The sequence below is a fragment of the Winogradskyella sp. UBA3174 genome (assembly GCF_002364335.1).
In the GTDB taxonomy this organism is placed as follows: domain Bacteria; phylum Bacteroidota; class Bacteroidia; order Flavobacteriales; family Flavobacteriaceae; genus Winogradskyella.
Genome location: NZ_DEXW01000061.1, coordinates 18,868 through 42,736, shown reverse-complemented (window position 1 = coordinate 42,736; position 23,869 = coordinate 18,868). Strand labels below are relative to the sequence as shown.

20 protein-coding genes are annotated in these 23,869 nt (G+C 32.5%); 13 read left to right on the top strand and 7 right to left on the bottom strand.

What is annotated here, in order from left to right:
* Window positions 1-12 precede the first annotated feature (12 nt).
* The gene (locus tag B2U95_RS11380) at window positions 13-2,940 is read right to left on the bottom strand and encodes an FAD-binding and (Fe-S)-binding domain-containing protein (protein WP_296316530.1); all 2,928 of its coding nucleotides are present in this window, start codon (window positions 2,938-2,940) and stop codon (window positions 13-15) included.
* 93 nt (window positions 2,941-3,033) lie between these two features.
* On the opposite strand from B2U95_RS11380, the gene B2U95_RS11375 reads away from it, so the two are divergent.
* From B2U95_RS11375 to B2U95_RS11340, 8 genes are all read left to right on the top strand, one after another.
* Window positions 3,034-3,519: a hypothetical protein gene (locus B2U95_RS11375; protein ID WP_296316527.1), complete on the top strand. Its 486-nt coding sequence runs from the start codon at window positions 3,034-3,036 to the stop codon at window positions 3,517-3,519.
* Between the two features lie 122 nt (window positions 3,520-3,641).
* Window positions 3,642-4,724: a glycine cleavage system aminomethyltransferase GcvT gene (gene gcvT / locus B2U95_RS11370; protein WP_296316524.1), complete on the top strand. Its 1,083-nt coding sequence runs from the start codon at window positions 3,642-3,644 to the stop codon at window positions 4,722-4,724.
* A 27-nt stretch (window positions 4,725-4,751) separates the two neighbouring features.
* Window positions 4,752-5,582, top strand: a complete 831-nt coding sequence (locus B2U95_RS11365; protein WP_296316523.1) for a sugar nucleotide-binding protein — start codon at window positions 4,752-4,754, stop codon at window positions 5,580-5,582.
* Between the two features lie 48 nt (window positions 5,583-5,630).
* Window positions 5,631-5,918: a 4a-hydroxytetrahydrobiopterin dehydratase gene (locus tag B2U95_RS11360; protein WP_414727677.1), complete on the top strand. Its 288-nt coding sequence runs from the start codon at window positions 5,631-5,633 to the stop codon at window positions 5,916-5,918.
* Window positions 5,919-5,939: 21 nt separating this feature from the next.
* A complete protein-coding gene (locus B2U95_RS11355) occupies window positions 5,940-7,982 on the top strand; it encodes a S41 family peptidase (RefSeq protein ID WP_296316520.1) in 2,043 nt (680 codons plus the stop codon).
* A gap of 15 nt (window positions 7,983-7,997) precedes the next feature.
* Window positions 7,998-9,023: an LIC11966 family surface protein gene (locus B2U95_RS11350; RefSeq protein ID WP_296316516.1), complete on the top strand. Its 1,026-nt coding sequence runs from the start codon at window positions 7,998-8,000 to the stop codon at window positions 9,021-9,023.
* A gap of 80 nt (window positions 9,024-9,103) precedes the next feature.
* Window positions 9,104-9,850 (top strand): YebC/PmpR family DNA-binding transcriptional regulator, encoded by a 747-nt coding sequence (locus B2U95_RS11345; protein ID WP_296316513.1) that lies wholly within the window; start codon window positions 9,104-9,106, stop codon window positions 9,848-9,850.
* A gap of 299 nt (window positions 9,851-10,149) precedes the next feature.
* Window positions 10,150-12,069 carry a DEAD/DEAH box helicase gene (locus B2U95_RS11340; RefSeq protein ID WP_296316510.1) on the top strand — a complete coding sequence of 640 codons (1,920 nt, stop codon included), beginning with the start codon at window positions 10,150-10,152 and terminating at the stop codon, window positions 12,067-12,069.
* 113 nt (window positions 12,070-12,182) lie between these two features.
* Here B2U95_RS11340 and B2U95_RS11335 read toward each other — a convergent pair whose 3' ends face one another.
* Together B2U95_RS11335 and B2U95_RS11330 are read right to left on the bottom strand one after the other, a co-directional pair.
* The gene (locus tag B2U95_RS11335) at window positions 12,183-12,545 is read right to left on the bottom strand and encodes a DUF4870 domain-containing protein (RefSeq protein ID WP_296316507.1); all 363 of its coding nucleotides are present in this window, start codon (window positions 12,543-12,545) and stop codon (window positions 12,183-12,185) included.
* 103 nt (window positions 12,546-12,648) lie between these two features.
* Window positions 12,649-12,795, bottom strand: a complete 147-nt coding sequence (locus tag B2U95_RS11330) for a hypothetical protein (RefSeq protein ID WP_296316501.1) — start codon at window positions 12,793-12,795, stop codon at window positions 12,649-12,651.
* A 237-nt stretch (window positions 12,796-13,032) separates the two neighbouring features.
* Here B2U95_RS11330 and B2U95_RS11325 point away from each other — a divergent pair, with 237 nt between their 5' ends.
* Complete coding sequence (locus B2U95_RS11325; protein ID WP_296316497.1) at window positions 13,033-14,031, top strand: metal-dependent hydrolase; 999 nt, start codon at window positions 13,033-13,035, stop codon at window positions 14,029-14,031.
* A 40-nt stretch (window positions 14,032-14,071) separates the two neighbouring features.
* On the opposite strand, the gene mnmE is transcribed toward B2U95_RS11325, so the two are convergent.
* Window positions 14,072-15,469, bottom strand: a complete 1,398-nt coding sequence (gene mnmE, locus B2U95_RS11320) for a tRNA uridine-5-carboxymethylaminomethyl(34) synthesis GTPase MnmE (protein ID WP_296316494.1) — start codon at window positions 15,467-15,469, stop codon at window positions 14,072-14,074.
* A 149-nt stretch (window positions 15,470-15,618) separates the two neighbouring features.
* Here mnmE and B2U95_RS11315 point away from each other — a divergent pair, with 149 nt between their 5' ends.
* A complete protein-coding gene (locus tag B2U95_RS11315) occupies window positions 15,619-16,761 on the top strand; it encodes a TlpA disulfide reductase family protein (RefSeq protein WP_296316491.1) in 1,143 nt (380 codons plus the stop codon).
* Between the two features lie 4 nt (window positions 16,762-16,765).
* On the opposite strand, the gene B2U95_RS11310 is transcribed toward B2U95_RS11315, so the two are convergent.
* Entirely contained in the window at window positions 16,766-17,419 is a 654-nt protein-coding gene (locus B2U95_RS11310) for a rhomboid family intramembrane serine protease (RefSeq protein ID WP_296316488.1), read from the bottom strand.
* A gap of 59 nt (window positions 17,420-17,478) precedes the next feature.
* On the opposite strand from B2U95_RS11310, the gene B2U95_RS11305 reads away from it, so the two are divergent.
* Window positions 17,479-18,369: a lysophospholipid acyltransferase family protein gene (locus tag B2U95_RS11305; RefSeq protein WP_296316486.1), complete on the top strand. Its 891-nt coding sequence runs from the start codon at window positions 17,479-17,481 to the stop codon at window positions 18,367-18,369.
* Between the two features lie 14 nt (window positions 18,370-18,383).
* Here the strand turns inward: B2U95_RS11305 and B2U95_RS11300 are convergent, their stop codons facing one another.
* Together B2U95_RS11300 and glmM are read right to left on the bottom strand one after the other, a co-directional pair.
* Entirely contained in the window at window positions 18,384-19,892 is a 1,509-nt protein-coding gene (locus tag B2U95_RS11300) for an aminotransferase class V-fold PLP-dependent enzyme (protein WP_296316484.1), read from the bottom strand.
* 30 nt (window positions 19,893-19,922) lie between these two features.
* Window positions 19,923-21,311 (bottom strand): phosphoglucosamine mutase, encoded by a 1,389-nt coding sequence (gene glmM, locus B2U95_RS11295; RefSeq protein WP_296316481.1) that lies wholly within the window; start codon window positions 21,309-21,311, stop codon window positions 19,923-19,925.
* A gap of 171 nt (window positions 21,312-21,482) precedes the next feature.
* Here glmM and B2U95_RS11290 point away from each other — a divergent pair, with 171 nt between their 5' ends.
* Together B2U95_RS11290 and ggt are read left to right on the top strand one after the other, a co-directional pair.
* Complete coding sequence (locus tag B2U95_RS11290) at window positions 21,483-22,085, top strand: ACP phosphodiesterase (protein ID WP_296316478.1); 603 nt, start codon at window positions 21,483-21,485, stop codon at window positions 22,083-22,085.
* Complete coding sequence (ggt, locus tag B2U95_RS11285) at window positions 22,082-23,788, top strand: gamma-glutamyltransferase (protein ID WP_296316475.1); 1,707 nt, start codon at window positions 22,082-22,084, stop codon at window positions 23,786-23,788. Before B2U95_RS11290 ends, ggt begins: the two co-directional genes overlap by 4 nt.
* The last annotated feature ends 81 nt before the right edge of the window (window positions 23,789-23,869 follow it).

Below are 23,869 nucleotides of genomic sequence, written 5' to 3'. Positions count from 1 at the left end.
TGCGAGAAAAAATCAGACCAAAGCTTCCTTCAAAATAGTAATAGGATGCTTGGCTAAACGACCTGTACCATCTTTAATCTGATGTCTACAACTCGTCCCATTAGCTGCAATAATAGTATCCTCTGAAGCATTTCGTATAGCTGGAAACAAGGTTTGCTCTCCAATCTGCATACTAATATTATAATGGTTCTTTTCGTAACCAAAACTACCTGCCATACCACAACAACCACTAGGAATTATAGTAACCTTATAATTCTCAGGAAGATTTAACATATCGAAACTCGATTTCTGATTCGCTAATGCCTTTTGGTGACAATGTCCATGAAACTTTAAAGACTTCTCTTCTTTTGTAAATTTACTAGATGTTATGTTACCTAATTCAATTTCTTGTTGAATAAATTCTTCAATTAAAAATGTCCGTTTTGCTATGGATTTGGCGACCTCTTTATCGTCAGCTAATTTTATGTATTCATCTTTAAAAGTTAATATAGCAGAAGGCTCAATTCCTAATAAATAAAAATCATCATTCAAAGCGTCTTTAAAGTACGCTATATTTTTATTAGCTAATACTTTAGCTTCTTCTAAAAACCCTTTAGATAAAAACGATCTTCCACTTTCTAAATGACTAACTAACAATACTTTGTAATCCAATGATTCAAGTAATAATTTAGCATCATTAGCAATAGGTGATTCGAGGTAATTAGTGAATTCATCTACGTAAAGAACTACTGTTTTTAATGGATTATCTAAAACCAAAGTACGCTCAGAACTTTCAATTTGGGTCTGTATTTTTGTAAATGATTTTGTGATTTCTGGAAGACTTCTATTAGGATGAATGCCCAAGAAAATTTTAATAAAACCTGAAATAGATTTAGAATTAAACAATACATTAGATAAACTCGGAATTCGAGAAGCTAACTTATTATAACGTGTTGAATTCGCAAAGAATTTATCTTTAAATTTAAAACCATTGGCTTTTTGGTATTGGTATTGAAATTCTGCTTTTAAACTCGCCACATCGACACTACTTGGGCATTCGCTTGCACAAGCTTTGCAGCTTAAACATAAATCGAAAACCTCTTTAAGTTCGGTGTGATTAAACTTATTAGCTTTTTCTGAATTGGTTAAATAGTCGCGTAAAGCATTTGCTCTAGCTCGTGTTGTATCCTTTTCATTACGTGTTGCTCTGTAACTTGGGCACATAGTACCACCAAATTCTGGTAATTTTCTACAATCACCAGATCCATTACATTTTTCTGCTTCTCGTAAAATACCTTGAGAGCTAGAAAAATCTAATAGGGTTTCAATTTTTGGTTCTACTCTATCTGCCTCATAACGTAAACTTTTATCCATAGGATAAGCGTCTACGATTTTCCCTGGATTAAAAATATTACTTGGATCAAAAGCAGATTTAATTTGTTTTAAAATTTTATAATTCTCTTCACCAATCATAACAGGAATAAACTCGCCTCTCACAATTCCATCTCCATGCTCTCCTGACATAGAACCCTTATATTTCTTAACTAATTTAGCAACTTCAGTTGTAATTTCTCTAAACAGTTTAACGTCTTCAGATTGCTTTAAATCTAAAATTGGTCGTAAATGCAACTCACCAGCACCAGCATGAGCGTAATACACTACCTTTTGTTGGTATGACGTCATTAAAGCCGTAAATTCAGTAATATAATCTTCTAAATCATCTAATGCCACAGCTGTATCTTCGATACATGCCACTGCTTTTTTATCTCCAATAATATTACCCAATAAACCTAACCCAGCTTTTCTTAATTCTAAAGCTTTATCAATGTCTTTTCCTTTTAATATGGGTGCTGCATAACTCAAATTGAGTTTGTTAACGCTTTCTAACAAATTACCAATACCTATTTGAAGTGCTTCAGAAGTATCTGCTTTTAATTCGCACATTAAAATAGCCACAGGATTACCATCAATAAATTGTCTGTTTTTTTCTTGAGTTTTATTCTGTTTTGTGAGATTTAAAATAGTATCATCTATCATCTCGCAAGTATGCAAATTATACTGCATTGCTGGTTTTACCGCTTTCATGCATTGCGAAACACTTTCAAAATGAAATGCAATCATGGCACTTTCTATAGGTGGCAAATCATCTAATTTTAAAGTAATTTCTGTTGTAAATGCTAAAGTCCCTTCACTACCAGACAAGAGTTGACACATATTAAAACTTGAATTTGAATCTGAAAAAACTTCAGATTTAATCAATGCATCAATAGCGTAACCTGTATTTCTTCTATGTATTTCTGGCTTTGGAAAATTATCTTGAATCTGCTTCTGAATCGTTTCAGATTTCAACTGATTGTAAATCGTTTTATAAATATGGCCTTCAAGATTTTCTAATTTTAATTTTTCTTGAAATTCTTCGACTTTAATATTAGAAAATTCAGCCTCACTTCTATCGCTTAATATTGTTTTTAAACTTAAAACCTTGTCGCGTGTGACACCATATTGAATTGAGGTTGAACCAGAAGAGTTGTTCCCAACCATACCACCTAACATACAACGATTAGATGTAGATGTATTTGGCCCAAAAAATAAGCCAAAAGGTTTTAGGTAATTGTTAAGCTCATCTCTAACAACACCAGGTTGAACAGTTACTGTTTTATTAGTTTCGTTAATATCTAAAATACGTGTGAAATATTTTGAAACATCTACCACAATGCCATCACCGACACATTGACCTGCCAAAGAAGTTCCTGCCGTTCTTGGTATTAAAGACGTCTTTTCATCTTTTGCAAATGCAATAAGTAGTTTTAGGTCTGCTTTATGTTTTGGTAACGCAACAGCTAATGGTAATTTTCTATATGCAGAGGCATCTGTAGCGTATAATTTCCGCATTAAATCATCATAATAAAGCTCTCCTTCAAATTGTTTTTTTAGATATTCTAAAGCTTTTTTATGTTTCATTAATTTGTATAATAATGTTAAGAATTCTAATATAAAAATAGTTTTGGCGTTATTTTTGTAAAGATAAGTTCAATCAATAAAAAACGTAATATAATGAAGAAATTAATTTTAACAACATTCGCGATTTTCACATGCTTGGCATTTGTAAACGCACAAGAAATCGCAGATAACGCTATTGGTCTGAGATTAGGAGCTGGTGACGGCTTTGGTACAGAAATAACATATCAACGTGCTTTAGGCGGTAACAATAGATTAGAGCTTGATTTGGGCTGGAGAACTGGTGATGATTTTAATGGTTTTAAATTAGCAGGCTTATACCAATGGATATGGCAATTAGAAGGTGATTTTAACTGGTATGCTGGTGTTGGTGGCGGATTAGGTTCTTACAGTATTGATGACGTCCCGAATGGTTTTGATGACAGTGAAACTTTTGTATTTGCGGCAGGTAATGTTGGAATTGAATATAGTTTTGATATTCCTTTATTATTGTCATTAGATTTTAGACCAGAATTTGGTTTTGGAGATTTTAATGATGATTTAGATTTTGATATTGCTCTAAGCATAAGGTATCAATTCTAATTAAATAGAAATAATAATAAAAACCATCTCAATTGAGGTGGTTTTTTTGAGATTATTTTTTAAATAACAAGCCATAAAATTTGTGTAATTTTGCACATTCAAAAATTGTAAACTAACATAAAATGAAAGACACTGCACTATCCTCTACTCACATAGCTCTTGGAGCAAAAATGGTTCCTTTTGCTGGTTATAATATGCCTGTACAATATGAAGGAGTTAACGCAGAACACGAAACTGTAAGAAAAGCTGTTGGTGTTTTTGATGTATCACATATGGGAGAGTTTTTAATTGAAGGCCCAAATGCTTTAGCTTTAATCCAAAAAGCATCAAGTAACGATGCCTCTAAATTAGAAATTGGAAAAGCACAATACAGTTGTTTACCAAACGATGATGGCGGTGTTGTAGATGATCTACTTATTTATAAAATTGAAGAAGAAACTTATCTACTCGTCGTTAATGCTAGTAATATTGAAAAAGATTGGAATTGGATTTCATCTAAAAATGATGTTGGAGCAACAATGCGCGATTTAAGTAAAGACTATTCATTACTTGCCATACAAGGGCCAAAAGCTGTTGAAGCAATGCAATCTTTATCTAGCCATGATTTATCTGCTATTAAATTTTACAATTTTGTAGTTGGTGATTTTGCAGGTATTGAGAATGTTATTATTTCTGCTACAGGCTATACTGGTAGTGGCGGCTTTGAGATTTACTGTAAAAATTCTGAAGTAAAACAAGTTTGGGATAACGTATTTAAAGCAGGAGCTGATTATGGTATTAAGCCTATTGGCTTAGCAGCAAGAGATACGCTTCGTTTAGAAATGGGTTATTGTTTATATGGTAACGATATTGATGATACGACTTCACCTATAGAAGCCGGTTTAAGTTGGGTATGTAAATTCAATAAAGACTTTACAAATAGTAAAGCTTTACAAGCCGAAAAAGAACGCACGCCAGAACGTAAATTAGTCGCATTTAAATTAGACGAACGCGGAGTGCCTCGCCAAGGTTACGATATTGTTGATAGCAGCGGTAAAACAATTGGTAATGTAACATCTGGTACAATGAGTCCTAGTTTAGGTATTGGTATTGGCTTAGGTTACGTACCAAAAGTCTTTTCTAAAGTAGATAGTAAAATAAATATACAAGTTCGTAAAAAAGCTATTCCTGCAACTGTTATAAAACTGCCCTTCTACAAAGGGTAAAATACTGAATTGGAGACTGATTGATTAATGAAGAAGACCGAACAAAAACATCGTGTTTTAATACTTGGAGCTAGTGGTTACATTGGTAATGCTATTTATAAAGAATTAAGCCCTTATTTCAGGACCTTCGGAACGTATAATACCCCAAAAAAAGAATTTGAATCTAACAAGCAATTCTTTCAATATAACGTTGAGCAAGATGACGTTTACGAAGTTTTAGAAGTGTGTAAACCGTCTATTATAATTTCGGCATTGCGTGGAGATTTTAATGCGCAGACTATCGCTCACCAACATATAGCAGAATATGCCTTGGCATTTGGGAGTAAAATAATCTTTTTATCTTCTGCCAACGCCTTTGATGCTTACAGTCAATACCCTAGTTATGAGTTAGATAAAACCCTTAGCCATAGTGTTTATGGACATTTCAAAATAAAGATAGAAAACATGCTGTTGCGCTTGCCTAAAAAACAAGCTGCAATTTTAAGGTTACCTATGGTTTTCGGGCCAAATTGCCCAAGAATACAAGAAATTAAACAACTGATTTCAGATAAAGAATCCGTTGAAATATTTCCAAATTTAATAATGAATGTAACACTCGATAAAAAAATCACACAGCAAATTCATTATATAATTAATAGAGACAAATCTGGCGTTTTTCATTTAGGCAGTACAGATTTAGTACACCACGATGAATTTATTAAAGATATAGTTACCTCAATAACAGAAGGTGAAGTTTTACTAAAACACGTATTTACGACTAATGAAGATCGGTACCTGGCCGTTTTACCAAAATTTAATAAGCTACCAAAGCATCTTCAAATTACGAGTGAGAAAGTTTTAGAAGAACTTCAGAAATAGTTTTGTCACCTCGCTAATAATTTCTTAAATTACCATTAAAATTATATTATGAAATTAGACGATGCTACAATAGAAAAAAAAATACTTCAATTTCCTGATTGGGATTATTATGATAATGCCATTAACGCAGAGTTTGAATTCGATAATTTTAAAGATTGCTTTAGTGCTATGAGCAGAATTGCTTTTGAATGTGAAGCACAAGGCCACCATCCTAATTGGAGTAATGTCTATAATGTGTTAAAAATATCTTTATCTACGCACGATGTTGGTGGTGTAACTAATAAAGATTTCAAACTTGCAGAAGCAATAGAAGCTATTGTAGAAGTTGAAGAGTAAATCAATATCTAATAGTTATTAATGCCGAAATTTTTAATTACAACCCTTTTATGTGCTTTTTTTTGGGTTTCAATAGCTCAAAAAACAACGTTTTGTAATGAATTAAAAGCTATCACCACTATAGTAAACAAATCACATTATAGACCAAAGCCTTTAAACGACTCACTCTCTAAAGGTGTGTTTAAACTATTTCTAAAAGCTATAGACGATAACAACAAGTTCTTTACACAAAAAGATATTGATCACTTTAAAAAGGATGAATATCTATTAGACGATTACATTAAAACTAAAAAATGTGATTTTTTAATCCCGTATGCTAAAACTTTTGAGAATCGTATTGGTGATTCAAAACGTATTATTGAATCTTTACGTAACCAAGCTTTAGATTATTCTGGTACTGATAGTCTATACTACAACGCAGATAAAAGCTATTCCTATTTTAAAGATGAACCAGCTATTTCAAAATATTGGAATAAAAAGATACGCTTCAAAATTTTACAAAGAATTGTAGAAAATGATTCTATTCTTTCTGATATAAAGGTCAATTTTAAAACTTTAGAAAAAGACATAAAACAAAAAATCATTGATAATGAAATTTGTTTACTAGACGAAATATTAAATAGTAAAGGTTCTATTCTTGAGCTTTTAGAGGTGTCATTTTTAGATGTCTTTCTTAAATACCAAGACCCAAATTCAGCCTATTTTAGTGCTTCCGATAAAAATTTATTTGAGCAATCGGTATCAAATTCTCAATTATCATTTGGGATAAGTACAGAAAAGAAAAAGAATGGCGACATTGTTATTTCTAATATAGCGCCTGGTAGTGCCGCTTTTAAGCAAGGTGAATTTGAAGTTAATGATACCATTTTAACGTTACAAAACTCAAAGGGAACCTTAGAAACCTATTGTACATCTAATGCAACCATATTGAGCTTTATTAATAATGCAAATACAAATAGGATAACGTTTAAAATAAAGAAACAGGATGGTAACGTTAAATCTATTGAGCTGATCAAAACGTCTATAACTATTGAAAGTAATTCTATTACTGGTTATATTATTGAAGGACAAACGAGAATTGGCTACATTAATATTCCTAGTTTCTATACCAATTTAGAATATAGTAATGGCCTTGGATTATCTAATGACGTCGCAAAGCAGGTTTATAAGCTCCAAAAAGAAACTATAGATGGACTTATTATAGATCTTAGATTTAATGGCGGTGGTTCTATGAAAGAAGCTGCAGACTTGTCTGGAATGTTTATAGATCGTGGACCTGTCGCAATTACTAAAATACGAAATGAGGAAAACTATACAATTAGAGATCCTAATAGAGGTACCATATTTACAAAACCAATTATTGTTTTGGTTAATCAATTTAGCGCTTCCGCTTCCGAGTTTTTTGCAGGTGCTCTACAAGATTATAATCGTGCTATTATCTTGGGTTCTCCTACCCATGGCAAAGCAACATCACAGATGATTTTACCTGTTCAAAATACAAAAAATTCAAATTTCATAAAGTTAACTGTTGGGCAATTTTTTAGAGTTACTGGGCAAAGTCATCAGCAAATTGGTGTAGTGCCAGACATAATTTTACCTAATATTTATGATGATTTTGAAACCCAAGAATCTTATAAATCATTCGCTGTTTCAGCCAATACAACAGATGTCTCACTAAAACACAAAGCTAAACCTAAACAGAATATAGACGCTTTAAAATCAGCAAGTGAAACACGCACTGCTAATGATATAGTATTTAAATCGATAATAAAATTCAACCATGTTTTTGTTACTGATTATATTAAACGCGAAGGTAGATATCCACTAAATTTAGATTGGCTTTTTAAAGACATTACAAATTACACTACAACTTGGAATAAGTATTCTGCTATCTTAGACCAGAATGAAGCAGTGTATACAATAAACAATACCGCCTCAACAGAACGTGTTTTAGAATACAATACAGAAGATAAATCTATAAACACAAAGTACAGAGAACAACTAACAAAAGATCCATACATAGAAGAGGCTTATAATATTATTAACGACATTATTAAACTTTAAGAACACATACTACTTATGAGAAAAATTATTACTATCTGCATTTTTCTATTTACAGTTTCATTATCTGCTCAAAAGTTTGACACCGCTTTAGACTATTTAGAATTTGTAAGCGAGCAACAAGAAGGGATTACCAAAAAAATGTGGACATACACCAAAGCTATTGCACATGGAAAAAGTGATAGAAACGTAAACAATAAGCGAAAAAGCCTTCTGAAAACTTTAGATCGCTCTATTGAAAAAATTAAAAAAGCACCAGGTTTTGATGGAGTAGAATTTAAAAATCAGCTTTTAAAACGACTTCAATTTAACAAAGACCTACTAAACGATGAATACGCCAAGATTATAGATATGAAAGCTGTTGCAGAACAATCTTACGATGCCATGGAAGCTTATATGATGGCACAAGAATTAGCGGATAAACGGATGGAGGAAATACAAGAAGAATACGAAGTTAATTATTATGCATTTGCAAATAAAAACAAAATAAACATCGTTGAAAGTGAAACCGATTTAAGTAAAAATATGTCGATTTCTAACGAAGTTTTTAGCTATTACAAAAACATGTATCTCATCTATTTTAAGGTTTACATCAATGAAATTTATCTAATGGATGCTTTAAATAGTAATGACGCAAATGCTATTCAACAAAATGCCAATGCCCTTAGCGAAAGCGCCAAAGAGGGTTTACAGGTTTTAAAGTCAATTGAGCACTACAAAAATGATAAATCTTTGTCCATAGCAACCAAAAAAGCATTTGAATTTTTTATTGACGAGGCCGAAAATAAAGTTCCAGTATTAACTGATTTTTTAGTCTTAAGTGAAGATTTAGAAAAGACCAAAGCAACCATAGAAAAAACAGCTGAGCGTAAACGTACCAAAGAGCAAATAGATGGTTATAATGCCATGATTTCTAAGTTCAATAAAGGCGTAAAGCAATATAATAATACCAACACAGCACTCAATAAAAAGCGTCAAGTTGTTATTAATGTCTTAAATACGACGAATCAAAAATTTTTAAGCAAACATATTCCGAACGATTAATAGAATTTTTAAATTTGTAGTGTCTTCAAAATATTAACTTTAGGCACTTTAAAATACATATTAACTTTTAACTTAAAATTATGGGAAGAGCTTTCGAATTTAGAAAAGCAAGAAAAATGAAACGTTGGTCTGCCATGAGTAAAGCTTTTACTCGTATTGGTAAAGACATCGTCATGGCTGTTAAGGAAGGAGGCCCAGACCCAAACAGTAACTCACGTCTTAGAGCAGTAATACAGAATGCTAAATCTGTAAATATGCCAAAAGATAACGTTGAGCGTGCCATAAAAAAAGCAAGTGAAAAAGGTCAAGGAGATTATAAAGAAGTGATTTTTGAAGGTTATGCTCAACATGGAATCGCAGTACTTATTGAAACAGCAACAGATAACAATACACGTACAGTTGCTAATGTACGCTCTTACTTTAACAAGACAGACGGAAGTTTAGGCACCTCTGGCTCAGTTGTTTTTATGTTTGACCATACTTGTAATTTTAAAATTATAGGAGACGATTTAGATTTAGAAGAACTAGAGTTAGAGCTCATAGATTTTGGTGCCGAAGAAATTTTTGAAGATACAGACGAAGATGAAAACGGAGAAGAACAAATGAGCGTAATGATTTATGCACCCTTTGAAAGCTTTGGGAACATACAGTCTTATTTAGAAGAAAACAACTTAGAAATTATCTCTTCTGGCTTTGAGCGTATACCACAAGTCACAAATAAAATAACACCAGAGCAAGCTGAAGATGTAGAAAAACTTCTAGAAAAACTTGAAGAAGATGATGATGTACAGAATGTATACCATACTATGGATGAAGGAGGTGAATAATATTATTCTTCCATAAAAATCTTTACTGAATAGTAGAATTAAATACTGAAAATAAGTAAACATTATTAAAAAAACCTACTCATCAAATACATCTTAAAATAGTAAGTATACTAGACGATTTTAATAAAATCTAATTATCCAAATAAATACCATACCTTTGCAACTTGAAAAAATTCGTTTTATGAGTTTTTAAATTCCTCAGAGTGAGGATGTGTTACCTAGAAGTTTAAGTGTTTAGTATGTCGATTCGCTTCTTTTGTAACACCAACAGAAAATAATCGAATACATAACACTCAACAATGAGCACATTCCAAGAACTAGGTCTAAATGAAGACCTTCTCAAAGCTATTACAGATTTAGGTTTTGAAAAACCAAGTGAAGTCCAAGAAAAAGCAATTCCAATTTTATTAGAAGAAGATAAAGACTTAGTGGCTTTGGCGCAAACTGGTACTGGTAAAACAGCAGCTTTCGGATTTCCGATGTTGCAAAAAATAGATGTAAACAGTAGAACCACACAAGGTTTAATCTTATCTCCTACTCGCGAGCTTTGTTTACAAATAACTAATGAACTTAAACTTTACGGTAAATACTGTAAAGGTTTAAACGTTACTGCTATTTATGGTGGTGCAAGTATTAGTGACCAAGCAAGAGAAGTAAAACGTGGGGCACAAATTATTGTAGCAACTCCAGGTCGTATGAAAGATATGATTAGCCGAAAAATGGTTGATATTTCTAAAATACAGTATAGCGTTTTAGATGAGGCAGATGAAATGCTAAATATGGGATTCAAAGAAGATATTACTGATATCCTTTCTCATACACCCGACGATAAAAACACATGGCTATTCTCTGCAACAATGCCTAGAGAGGTTGCAACTATTGCTAAAAAATTTATGCTTGACCCTATTGAAATTACAGTAGGTAACAAAAATGAAAGTACAAATAACGTCTCACACGAATACTATTTAGTAAACGCAAGAGATCGTTACCAAGCTTTAAAACGTTTAGCAGATGCTAATCCAGATATTTTCTCTGTGATTTTCTGTAGAACAAAACGCGATACTCAAAAAGTAGCCGAACTTTTAATTGAAGATGGTTACTCAGCAGGAGCTTTACATGGAGATTTAAGTCAAAATCAACGTGATTTAGTAATGAAATCCTTCAGAAACAGACAAATACAAATGTTAGTTGCAACAGATGTTGCTGCTCGTGGTATAGATGTAGATGACATTACACACGTTATTAACTATCAATTACCTGATGAGCCTGAAATCTATACGCACAGATCTGGTCGTACAGGACGTGCTGGTAAAACTGGTATCTCAATGGTTATCGTTTCTAAAAGTGAAGTTAGAAAGATAAAGAGCATAGAGCGTATCATTAAAAAGCAATTCGAAAAGAAGGAAATTCCTTCAGGAATGGCTATTGTAGAAGTACAGTTAATGTCTTTAGCTAATAAAATTCATACCACTGAAACAAATAACGAGATTGATAAGTATCTAGATAGCATTAATGAATTATTCGCAGACACTGAAAAAGACGATTTAATCAAAAAATTCTTTTCGGTAGAATTTAACCGCTTCTTTAATTATTACCAAAAATCTAAAGATTTAGGATCTGTACAGTCTAGAGATTCTGACAGAGATAGTGGTCGCGATTACGGAAAACAATCTAATGATTCACGTTACTTTATCAATGTAGGTAGCAAAGATGGTTTTGATTGGATGAGAATGAAAGATTTCTTAAAAGAACAGTTAGACCTTGGACGTGATGATGTATTTAAAGTAGATGTTAAGGAAAGTTTCTCTTTCTTTAATACCGAAAAAGCATTACAAGAAAAAGTAATAGCATTTTTTACAGACTTTAAATATGAAGGTCGTTTTGTAAATGTTGAAGTCAGCGAAGACAAAGGCAGAAGCGGTGGCGGAAGACGAGACAGAGGACGTGGAGGAAATGACAGACGCTCTGGTGGTGGAGGTCGTAGACGCGATGATAAACCAAGAGGTGATAGACGCTCTAGTGACAGAGGAGATAGAAGATCTAGTGATTCTACTGATAGACGTTCTTCTGGTTCTGGTTCTGGAAACAGAAGCGATAGACGTTCTTCTGATTCTAGTAATAGAAGCGATAGAAGATCTAGCGATTCGCGCGGAGATAGAAGCTCTACTGAAAGTAGTGGTTCTTCAGAAAGACCAAGACGTTCTCGCAGAAGAGATTAATATAGAATTAAAAAAAAGCCTCTTAATTGAGGCTTTTTTTTGTATAAAATTTAGATAATTTACACAAAAAAGACCCATCAACAAATGGGTCTTTTTATTCCATTTCTTTAATACTAACTAACAAAATTAAGAGATAATGGATAGCTTGGTAATTCACCATTACTAGCTTTAATTGCATTTATAATTGGCATAACAAAAGCCAATATTCCTACTAATATTAAGATTAAAAACCCTAATCCAAAAACAAGAATTAAAGGGATACTTAAAATAGAGTATATAATGATACTTATTTGAAAATTAAGAATCGCCTTACCATGAGTATCCATTTGGTCTACTCTATCTTTTTGTGTCGCCCAAATAACTAAAGGCACTATAAACCCACCAAAACCAGTAACATAAGTTAATAATTGCGAGAGATGCGTAATTACTAATAATTGATTATCTGTACGTTTAAGTGTGTGGTAATTAGATTCCATTATTATTTTATGTTTATACTTATAGGACGCATACGTCACAAAAAAGTTACAGAATAATCAAAATATTCTTTGTTAAAGAAAAAATAATTTCACTTTTTTATGACTATTCAGTATCATTTTTTTTATTCTCACTATTCATTAAATTAATAATTATACCAATTAAAATGATGCAAACTAAAGCGAATATTCCAATCATTACAACACCCATTGTCCAATCGTACACTAAAGATATAAATTTATTGACAATCATAATTTGTTTTAATTTAATGGTATAAAATTACAGCTACTAATTATAAAAAAACATGACAAATGTTAGTTATCTAATCAATAGATCTGCTCTATTGAAGACCATCTATCTATTCTTTAGTAAACGCCATAAAAACAAGATTTTATTATCATTACAAGTTTTAGATTTTTTTTAAAAATATAAATTTGCTTAACATAAACTTTAGACCTTTAGTTTTCAAAGGCTATTTTTGTATGTATTATGGATTCACTCACACAAATCGTATTAGGCGCTGCGGTTGGCGAAGTTATTTTAGGCAAAAAAGTAGGTAACAAAGCCATGTTATATGGTGCTATTGCAGGTACAATACCAGATTTAGATATTTTTGCTTCGTATTTTACAGACACGGTTTCTGCTTTAGCGATTCATCGTGGCTTTACCCACTCCATAATGTTTTCTCTTCTTTTTGCTCCAGTCTTTGGTTGGTTAGTCTCCAGATATGAAAAACATAAAGTTTTTAAAGATTGGTCTTGGCTATTTTTCTGGGCTTTTGTAACACATCCTATTTTAGATGCACATACCACTTGGGGAACCCAACTGTTTTGGCCGTTAGATTTAAGATTGGCATTTAAAACCATCTTCGTTGTAGATCCTCTATATACTTTACCATTTTTAGTGTTTCTGATTTTAGCGATGTTTCAAAAAAGAACTTCAGACAAACGACGTTATTACAATAAGCTTGGATTAACATTAAGCACAGCTTATTTAGCCTTAACCTTTATATTAAAAAGCTTTGCATTTACTAAGTTTGAAAACGCTTTAAAAACCCAAAATATCGCTTATGAGCAAATAGATACGAGACCATCTCCACTAAATACGGTTTTATGGAGCGCAAATATTAAAACTAAAGATGCTTATCTATTGGCAAATTATTCCTTCTTTGATACCCAAAATATAACGTTTGAAACCTATCCTAAAAATCACAAATTGCTAGGAAGTCTCATCGGAAATAAAAAAGTGAAACGAATGATTGGGATTTCTGAAGGTTGGTACACCATTACCAAAACAGACGATAAATTATACTATAATGATTTACGTTTTGGCTTATTGAATCTAGAATCACAATCTCAAGAATTTGTGTTTAAATATGAAATTAACGTCGATGCTTCAGGACAGGTGACTTTTACAGAACAAAAGAAAACGCCACGTGATGCTAAAAAATTGATGTTTAGTTTGTGGGAGAGAATAAAGGGAAATTAAGTTACTTTCCGATACATAAAGTTTAATATACTTTAGCGTGCTATTTGCCAATACAGAAATTAGCAAAAATATTACCAAGTAAATCATCATTAGTAATTTCACCAGTAATCTCACCGAAGTGATATAAGGCTTGACGAATATCAATAGCTAATAAATCACCAGAAAGGCCTGTCTCTAATCCATGTTGTACTTTCTGAACTTCTTCAAAAGCTTTTAATAGCGCATCATAATGACGAGAGTTAGTGACTATAGTCTCGTTATTTTTAAGTGCTCCAGTGTTTATTAAGTTAAGAAGTGAATCAGTTAATTGTTCTACACCAAAACCAGACTTCGCGGATAATAAATGAATACCTTCGATTTCAGTATTCATTTTTGCTAATTGGATATCGTCTAACTGATCAATCTTATTTGCAATAATCAATAATCTTTTTTGTGGATGTTTATTTTTAATCTTTTCAATTTCAAGTTTTACAGCATTCAAATTATTTATACTAGCACCACTATCAAACAAATAAATTACTACTTGAGACTGCTCAATTTTTTCAAAAGTTTTTTTTATACCGATACTTTCAACGACATCTTCGGTTTCTCTAATTCCTGCTGTATCTATAAATCTAAAACCAATACCACCTATTGAAATTTCGTCTTCAATGGTATCTCTTGTTGTTCCGGCAATTTCTGAAACTATGGCTCTGTCTTCATTTAATAAAGCATTTAACAATGTCGACTTTCCAACATTAGGTTCTCCTACAATTGCTACCGGAATTCCATTTTTAATAACATTCCCAACCGCAAAAGAATCTATTAAGCGTTTCAAAACAAAATTAATACGCACTATTAGTTCTTTAAATTGCGTTCTATCTGCAAACTCTACGTCTTCTTCTGCAAAGTCAAGTTCTAATTCAATTAACGACGCAAAATTTAGTAGTTCTTCGCGAAGCTTAGAAATTTCGGAAGAAAAACCTCCACGCATTTGTTGCATCGCTATTTGATGCGATGCTTCATTATCACTAGCTATTAAATCAGCTACAGCTTCTGCCTGACTTAAGTCTAACTTACCATTTAAAAATGCACGTAACGTAAACTCACCTGCGCTAGCCATTCTGCAACCCTTCTGTAAAAACAATTGAATAATTTCTTGTTGTATATATAAAGAGCCATGGCAAGATATTTCAACTACATTTTCGCCAGTATAAGAATTAGGGTTTTTAAAAATTGAAACTAAAACCTCATCTATAGTTCTTTTGCCATCAACAATATGTCCTAAATGTATTGTGTGAGTAGACTGTTTATTGAGTTGTTTACCAGAAATAGACTTAAATTGCGTTTCAGCAATACTAATAGCGTTTTCCCCAGATAAGCGGATTATAGCTATAGCACCATTACCAGAAGGTGTAGCCAATGCTACAATAGTATCATTATAAATCTGTGAACTCATAGCTTCAAAAATAGGTCAAAATTAATAACCATTAACATTAGATAATTAAATATTTTAAGATATAATTTAGATTCGTAATCACTTTAATTTAAGATCACAGTTTATATATTTGTAGAACAATTATAATTTCTGAAACAAAATCATTTAACATGAAAAAATTTATAGTCGCTTGTTTATCTATTACCCTCTTTTTTAATTGTAATGGTGATCAATTCAAAATAAATGGAACAGCCGAAGGTTTTGCTGATGGCACTCAGGTTATGCTCCAATCCGTTGGTGAAAAAGGAAACGAAGTTATTAAAGATACTGTATTGGTGAAAAATGAAAAGTTTACAATGCAGGGTAGTGTTGAATATCCTGAAGTAAACTTCCTGTCACTAAGTGGTTCCTCAGGTAATCTTATTTTTATGTTAGAGAATAGTCATATTAGCATTGAAATAAACAAAGAAAATATAATGCAGTCTACGGTAACTGGATCTGATACTCAAAATGATATGAATAAACTCCAAAACGGCTTTAGAGATATAATGGATCTTAATAGAAAAGTTGTTATGGATTATAGAAAAACTGATTATAGAACAGAACCAAAAAAAAGAGATTCTTTAGCACAAATTATAAAGGAATATGGTGATCAAATACTAGCGCTACCTTTAAACTTTGTTAAAAAACATAATGATTCGTATTTCAGTTTAAATTTAATAGGATTAGAAGCAACCAAACCAAAGTTTGATGTTAAAAATTTTATTGAAGCTTACAATAATTTAACGCCCTCTTTAAAAATATCACCAAGAGGAGTAAATGTTAAGAAAACTTTAGATAGCTTATATATTGAATATAAAAAAACTGCGTACTTAGACATTGGCAGCATAGCACCAAATTTTGAAGCACCTAGCGTAGATGGCAAAATGATAAGTTTAAAAGACATTAAAGGAAAAGTAACTATTATAGATTTTTGGGCGGCTTGGTGTGGTCCTTGTCGTAAGGCAAATCCAAACATTGTTAGAATATATAATGAATATCACGATAAAGGTTTAGAAATAATAAGTATTTCTTTAGATGGTTCTCAAAATCAAAAAAACCCAAAAGAAGCTTGGCTAGAGGCTATTGAAAAAGATAAACTAACATGGAATCATGTTTCTAATCTAAACTACTTTAGTGGACCTGTTGCTAAACTGTATAACATTAATTCTATACCAGCGACTTATCTTTTAGATAAAGATGGTAAAATTATTGCTAAAAATTTACGTAATTACGCTTTAGAAGGGAAGGTTAAAGAATTACTTAATAACTAAATTTTTATTTAAGCTTACCTGTTTTATACAAAACATAAAGTACAATAATTGGTAACGCTAATAAGCCTATATGCCACAGATCTGTTTTAAATAAGCTTGGATATAAAATTAGAGTAACAGCATATCCTCCTACGGCTCCACCAAAATGAGCATCGTGGCCAATATTACCAATTCTGTTTTTCATTCCATATATCGAATATGCTAGATAGCCTATTCCGAAAATATAGCCAGGAATAGGTATAGGCACAAAAAACATATATAAACTCATATCTGGTTGAAGCAAAATAGCTGCATACAATACTCCTGTAACAGCACCACTAGCTCCAATAGCACTATACCAATACTCATTTTTATGAAAGTAAAGTGATAACAAATTACCAAATATCAGACTCGCTATATAAATAAGTATAAAGTTAAATGTACCTGTTTCTTCTATAACATAACCTGCAAAAAAATAGAGCGTAACCATATTAAAAAGGAGATGAGTTGTATCTGCATGGAGAAAAGCAGAACTAAACATTCTAATATGCTCACCACGTCTTATACTACCTACATTAAATTTAAAACGTTCAAAAAAGATACGATCATCAAATCCCTTTATGGATACTAAAACATTTAGAGCTATTAGAACTCCTGTTGCTATGTCTAAATTGTTCATATATGCTCAACTATTAAATCAAATATAATATATTTGTACCTCAAAGTTAACATAGTTTAATGCAACTTATTGCCTATATTCTTATCTATCCGATTTTGTGGCTAATATCAATTTTGCCATTTAGATTACTCTATGCTTTTTCCGATTTTTTGTACCTGTTTATATATAAGATTTTTGGATACAGAAAGTCTACTGTAAAGACTAATCTACGATTAGTATTTCCAAATAAATCAGAAACAGAAATCTCAACAATTACTGGTAAATTCTACCATCATCTTTGCGATATGATTGTGGAGTCTATAAAATCGTTGACGATCAGTAAATCTGCTATGCAAGAGCGCTATAAGTTTACTAATGTTGAACTTATTAATGATCTCGAAAAAAAACAACGTAGTATTATTTTAATGTGTGCGCATTATGGGAGTTGGGAATGGATTTTTATTTTACAAACCTATGTAAAACATAAAGGTTACGCCGTATATAAACGTTTAGCAAACAAGTATTTTGATCGTTTAGTTAAACGCATTAGAGCAAAATATAACTCTCATTTAATTACGACTAAAGAAACGCTCTCAGTACTAGGTGAGTTGAAGAAAAAAGGCGAATTAACTATTAACGGCTTTGTCTCTGACCAATCACCGAAAGCTAGAAAAGCATTTTATTGGAACGAATTTATGGGTATTAAAGTACCAATGTACACAGGTGCAGAAATGTTAGCTAAAAAGCTAGATATGGCAGTCGTGTTTTTTAGTGTTAAACGTATAAAACGCGGTTACTACGAAACAACTTTTAAAACCATAACAGAAACACCTAACGATTTTGATAATTATGAAATTACAGATATCTTTTTTAAACTCGTTGAAGATCAAATATTAGAGGATCCTCAGTATTATCTTTGGACACACAAACGCTGGAAACATAAAGATAGAGTTCCAGAGAAATTTAAATAATTTCCACACCAGTTTTATAAATCAAACCAAGCATCAACATTCGTAACAGTGCAAGGTTTACCAATTAATGATTTATGAACAAATTCATTATTGGAGCTTGAGTAGTCATAATCTAAAGCCCAAGTTTTATGGTTTTGAGCTAAGTCTATAATACTATCACAAACAAAATTTATTTCAGTATTTGTGGTTGTTGGGTGAATAGACATACGCATCCAACCTGGTTTGCGTACTAAATCGCCAATAGAAATTTCATTCGTTAGTTCATTAGACATTTTATGATCTACATGGAGCAAGAAATGACCATAAGTGCCTGCACAACTGCAACCACCTCTGGTTTGAATTCCGAATTTATCATTCAATAATTTCACACCTAAATTAAAATGTAAATCGTCTATGTAGAATGAAATAACTCCTAACCTATCTTTATGCTGACTAGCAAGAATATTAATATTAGAAATTGGATCTAATTTTTTGAAGATAATGTCTACCAATTCATGCTCACGTTTCAATATATTATCAACTCCCATCTGTTCTTTTAGCTTAACAGATAAAGCTGTTTTTATAGTTTGAAGAAAACCAGGTGTACCACCATCTTCTCTATCTTCAATATTATCGATGTACTTGTGTTCTCCCCAAGGATTCGTCCAACTAACAGTTCCACCACCTGGACAATCTGGTACCATGTTTTTATACAGCTTCTTATTAAAAACCAAAACACCAGAAGTACCTGGTCCTCCTAGAAACTTGTGAGGTGAAAAGAAAATAGCATCTAATTGTGCATCTTCCTCTTCAGGATGCATATCTATGGCAACATAAGGTGCAGAACATGCAAAATCTACAAAACAAACACCATCATGTTGGTGCATCAGTTTTGCAACCTCGTGATAAGGAGTCTGAATACCTGTAACATTAGAACCTCCAATAATAGAGGCTATCTTAATCGTACAGTCTTTATATTGATGTAGTAGTTTTTCTAAATTTTCTAAACAAAATAAGCCATTGTCATTTGGTGGAACAACTTCAACCTTAGCCATAGTTTCTAACCATGAAGTCTGATTAGAGTGATGTTCCATATGAGATACAAAAACCACAGGTCGCATTTCATCTGGGATACTTGTATAGTCTTTTAAGTTTTCAGGGATTTTTAAACCTAGTATACGCTGAAACTTATTAACCACTCCTGTCATACCATTACCAGAAACAATTAAAACATCGTCTTCATTAGCGTTAACATGATCTTTAATGATCTGTTTTGCTTTGTGGTATGCTTTAGTCATCGCTGTACCAGAAACTGTAGTTTCTGTATGCGTATTAGCTACAAAAGGCCCAAAGTCATTTGTTAATTTATCTTCTATTGGTCTGTATAAACGACCAGAAGCTGTCCAATCTGTATATATTATTTTTTGCTCACCATAAGGTGAAATAAACGTTTGATTCTGACCAATAATATGGTTTCTAAACTGATTGAAGTAAGTCTCTAAATCAGATAATTCTGTATGTATAGTTTCAGAAATCAAAGTCATAACTAAAAGATTATATTAATTTCAAAGATACTAAATATTAGCGATAGCTTTTATTTCACCAATGATTCTATCTGCTAACGTATCAGCCACATCTTGTGATGGTGCTTCTGTGTATATTCTAATAATTGGTTCTGTATTACTTTTACGTAAATGCACCCAACTGTCAGCAAAGTCAATTTTCACCCCATCTATCGTCGTTAATTTTTCATGACTATAATTAGATGCCATAGTACTTAAAATACCATCAACGTCTAATCCTGGAGTGAGCTGTATTTTCTTCTTACTCATAAAGTAACTTGGATAAGAGGCTCTAAGTGCACTAACCTTCATTTGTTTTTCTGCCAAAAGACTTAAAAACAAAGCCACACCAACTAAAGCATCGCGTCCGTAATGTGAGTCAGGATAAATAATACCACCATTACCCTCACCACCAATAACAACATTATTTTTCTTCATTAATGTCACCACGTTTACCTCACCTACTGCACTAGCTTCATAAGTACCTCCATACTTTTCTGTAACATCGCGTAAAGCTCTTGTAGAACTCATATTACTTACCGTATTCCCAGGGTTCTTGCTTAAGACATAATCAGCACAAGCAACCAATGTGTACTCTTCACCAAACATTTCACCAGTTTCATCCATAAATGCTAAACGATCTACATCAGGATCTACAACTATGCCAAAATCAGCACGCTCGTCAACTACGGCTTTAGCTAAATCACCTAAGTGCTCTTTAAGTGGTTCTGGATTATGAGGAAACTCACCTGTAGGGTCACAATATAATTTAACAGCTTCAACGCCTAAGCGTTCTAATAACAATGGAATAGCAATACCACCTGTAGAATTTACGCCATCGACAACAACTTTAAAATTAGCAGCTTCTATAGCTTTTTTATTCACTAAAGGCAATGCTAAAACCTCATCAATATGCATATCTATATAAGCATCATTTTTAGTTATTCTACCTAAATCGTCAACCTCTGCAAAAATCATAGCACTAGATTCAGCAATCTCTAAAATTTTCTGACCTTCAGATCCGTTCAAAAACTCACCTTTAGCATTTAAAAGTTTTAAAGCATTCCATTGTTTTGGATTATGACTTGCAGTTAGTATAATTCCACCATCGGCATGTTCCATTGGTACAGCAATCTCAACAGTTGGTGTTGTAGATAAACCTAAATCAATAACATGAATTCCTAAACCTACTAAAGTATTCATCACTAAATTCTGAATCATTTCCCCAGAAATACGTGCATCACGACCAACTACAACTCTATAATTTTCTTTATTACGTTGTTGTTTTAGCCAAGTACCATAAGCTGCTGCAAATTTCACAGCATCAATAGGAGTTAAATTTTCCTCAACTTTACCTCCTATAGTTCCTCGAATTCCTGAAATAGATTTTATTAATGTCATAGATGTTTCATTTTTAGCAAATATAATATCTTAATCCAAGTTTGTGATAGCAGTAACCTTTACTTTTTTCACTTCACCTAAAAAACAGCATTTTTAATAGCTGTCAGTGTCATTTTTAAGGAAATTATAAAAAATTAGGATGAGTCCATTACGAATTTGTAAATTCGACCTATGAACTTTCTAGCACATATTTACCTCTCTGGAGGTAACGAATTACTCACTATCGGAAACTTCGTTGCTGATGGCGTAAGAGGCAATAAATACACATCCTACCCTATCGAAATACAAGCAGGTATTCAATTACACCAAGAAATAGATACATTTACAGATGCACATCCATTATTTAGAAGATGTACCAAACGCCTTCATAAAGGTTATGGCCATTATAGTGGAGTTATCGTAGATATATTCTTTGATCACTTTTTAGCCAAAAACTGGAATGTTTATTCCGATATTCCACTAAAAGATTATATAAATGATTTTTACGCAAGTCTAAATAATCATTTAGAAATTCTTCCGCCACGATTTAAAAACCTAACACCAATTATGATTGAAGGCAACTGGTTGTTAAGTTATGCTGAACTTGACGGTATTCAATTAGTACTAAATGGAATGAATACAAGAACAAAGGGTCTATCTAAAATGAATGAAGCCACAAAAGAATTAAAATTACACTATAACGCTTTTGAAAAAGATTTTAGCCAGTTTTTTGAAGAACTAAAAACGTTCAGCACGAAAAAGCGTTTAGAAATTGAAAAAAAGTTTGATTTATGAATCGATTACTCACTCTATTTATTCTTGTACTAATCAATTTTACAAGTTGTAAAAATGAAACTAAAACCACTATTTCTGAAACAAAAAATAGAGGTCTAATTGCTAGAAAAGTAATGGTCGTTAGCGCCAGGGAAGAAGCTTCTAAAATTGGTGTAGACATTTTAAAACAAGGTGGCAATGCGTTTGATGCTATGATGGCGACGGAAATGGCACTAGCTGTAGCTTACCCTTATGCAGGTAATCTTGGTGGAGGCGGATTTCTAGTCTATCGCATGGCAGATGGTAAAAAAGGTACTCTAGATTATAGAGAAAAAGCACCATTAGCATCAACAAAAGACATGTATTTAGATGAAAATGGCGCTGTTATAAAAAATCTAAGCACAGTTGGCGGAATGGCTGTAGGTATTCCTGGGACTATCGCAGGCATATTTAAAGCACAAGAACGCTTTGGAAAACTAGATGTGGCTACCATCTTAAAACCAGTAATTGAGTTAGCAAAAAACGGATATATAATTACTAGAAAGCAAGAAACTAGAATCGCTCACTACGACAGCATGATTAGAGCCGTAAACGAAAAAGAAATTCTCTATAACAACAATCTCAAAGCAGACGATAAAATTATGAATCTAGCGCTAGCTGAAACGCTGCAACGTATTTCAGATAATGGACGAGATGAATTTTATAAAGGTGAAACTGCTAAAAAGTTAGTTGCGTTTCTTAAAACTAAAGGCAGTATTATAACACTTGAAGATTTAGCAAAATATGAAGCAAAGTGGCGCGATCCCATTACGTTTCAATATAATGATTTAACAATTACCTCAATAGCACCTCCAAGCTCTGGTGGTGTTTGCTTAACTCAGATTATGAAAATGATTGAACCTTTTGATTTAAAAGATTTTGGACATAATTCATTAAAGACGATTCAAGTAGTGGTTGAAGCTGAAAAGCGAGCTTACGCAGATCGAAGTTTTTACCTTGGTGATCCTGATTTTGTTGATATTTCACTTAAAACTTTAACTAGTGATGTTTATCTTCAAAATAGAATGAAGAATTTTTCATTCGAAAATCCAACTCCTGTAGATTCTATCTCACATGGTAATGTTGCTGGGTACGAAAGTGATGAGACGACCCACTACTCTATCGTAGATCAGTTCGGTAATGCTATTGCAGTAACCACGACTTTAAATGGCGGTTATGGCTCTAAACTATTTGTTGACGAACTTGGTTTCTTTTTAAATAACGAAATGGATGACTTTAGTAGCAAACCGGGAGAACCAAATTATTACGGTTTAATTGGTGCAGATGCAAATAGTATTGCGCCAGAAAAACGAATGTTAAGCTCAATGACTCCTACTATTATTGAAAAAGATGGAGAATTCTACATGTCTGTTGGTACACCTGGTGGGTCAACAATAATAACGTCTGTTTTACAAACCATATTGAATGTCCATGAATTTGAATTAACCATGCAAGAAGCTATAAATGCTCCAAGATTTCATAACCAATGGTTACCAGATGAAATCCTTATGGAGCCGAATGCATTCGATATAAATATTATAAAACAACTCGAAGCTTTAGGCTACACAATTAACGAGTCACGTTCACCAATCATAGGAATTGTTGACGGTATTTTAATGCTAGAAAACGGCACACTTGAAGGTGGTGCAGACAAACGTGGGGACGATACTGCTGTTGGTTTTTAAATACTTCTCCATACAATTTTTCATACTTCGAAATCACTCGAAGTGACTGAACAATTGACGTCAGTTCTAGTGAAATTACTT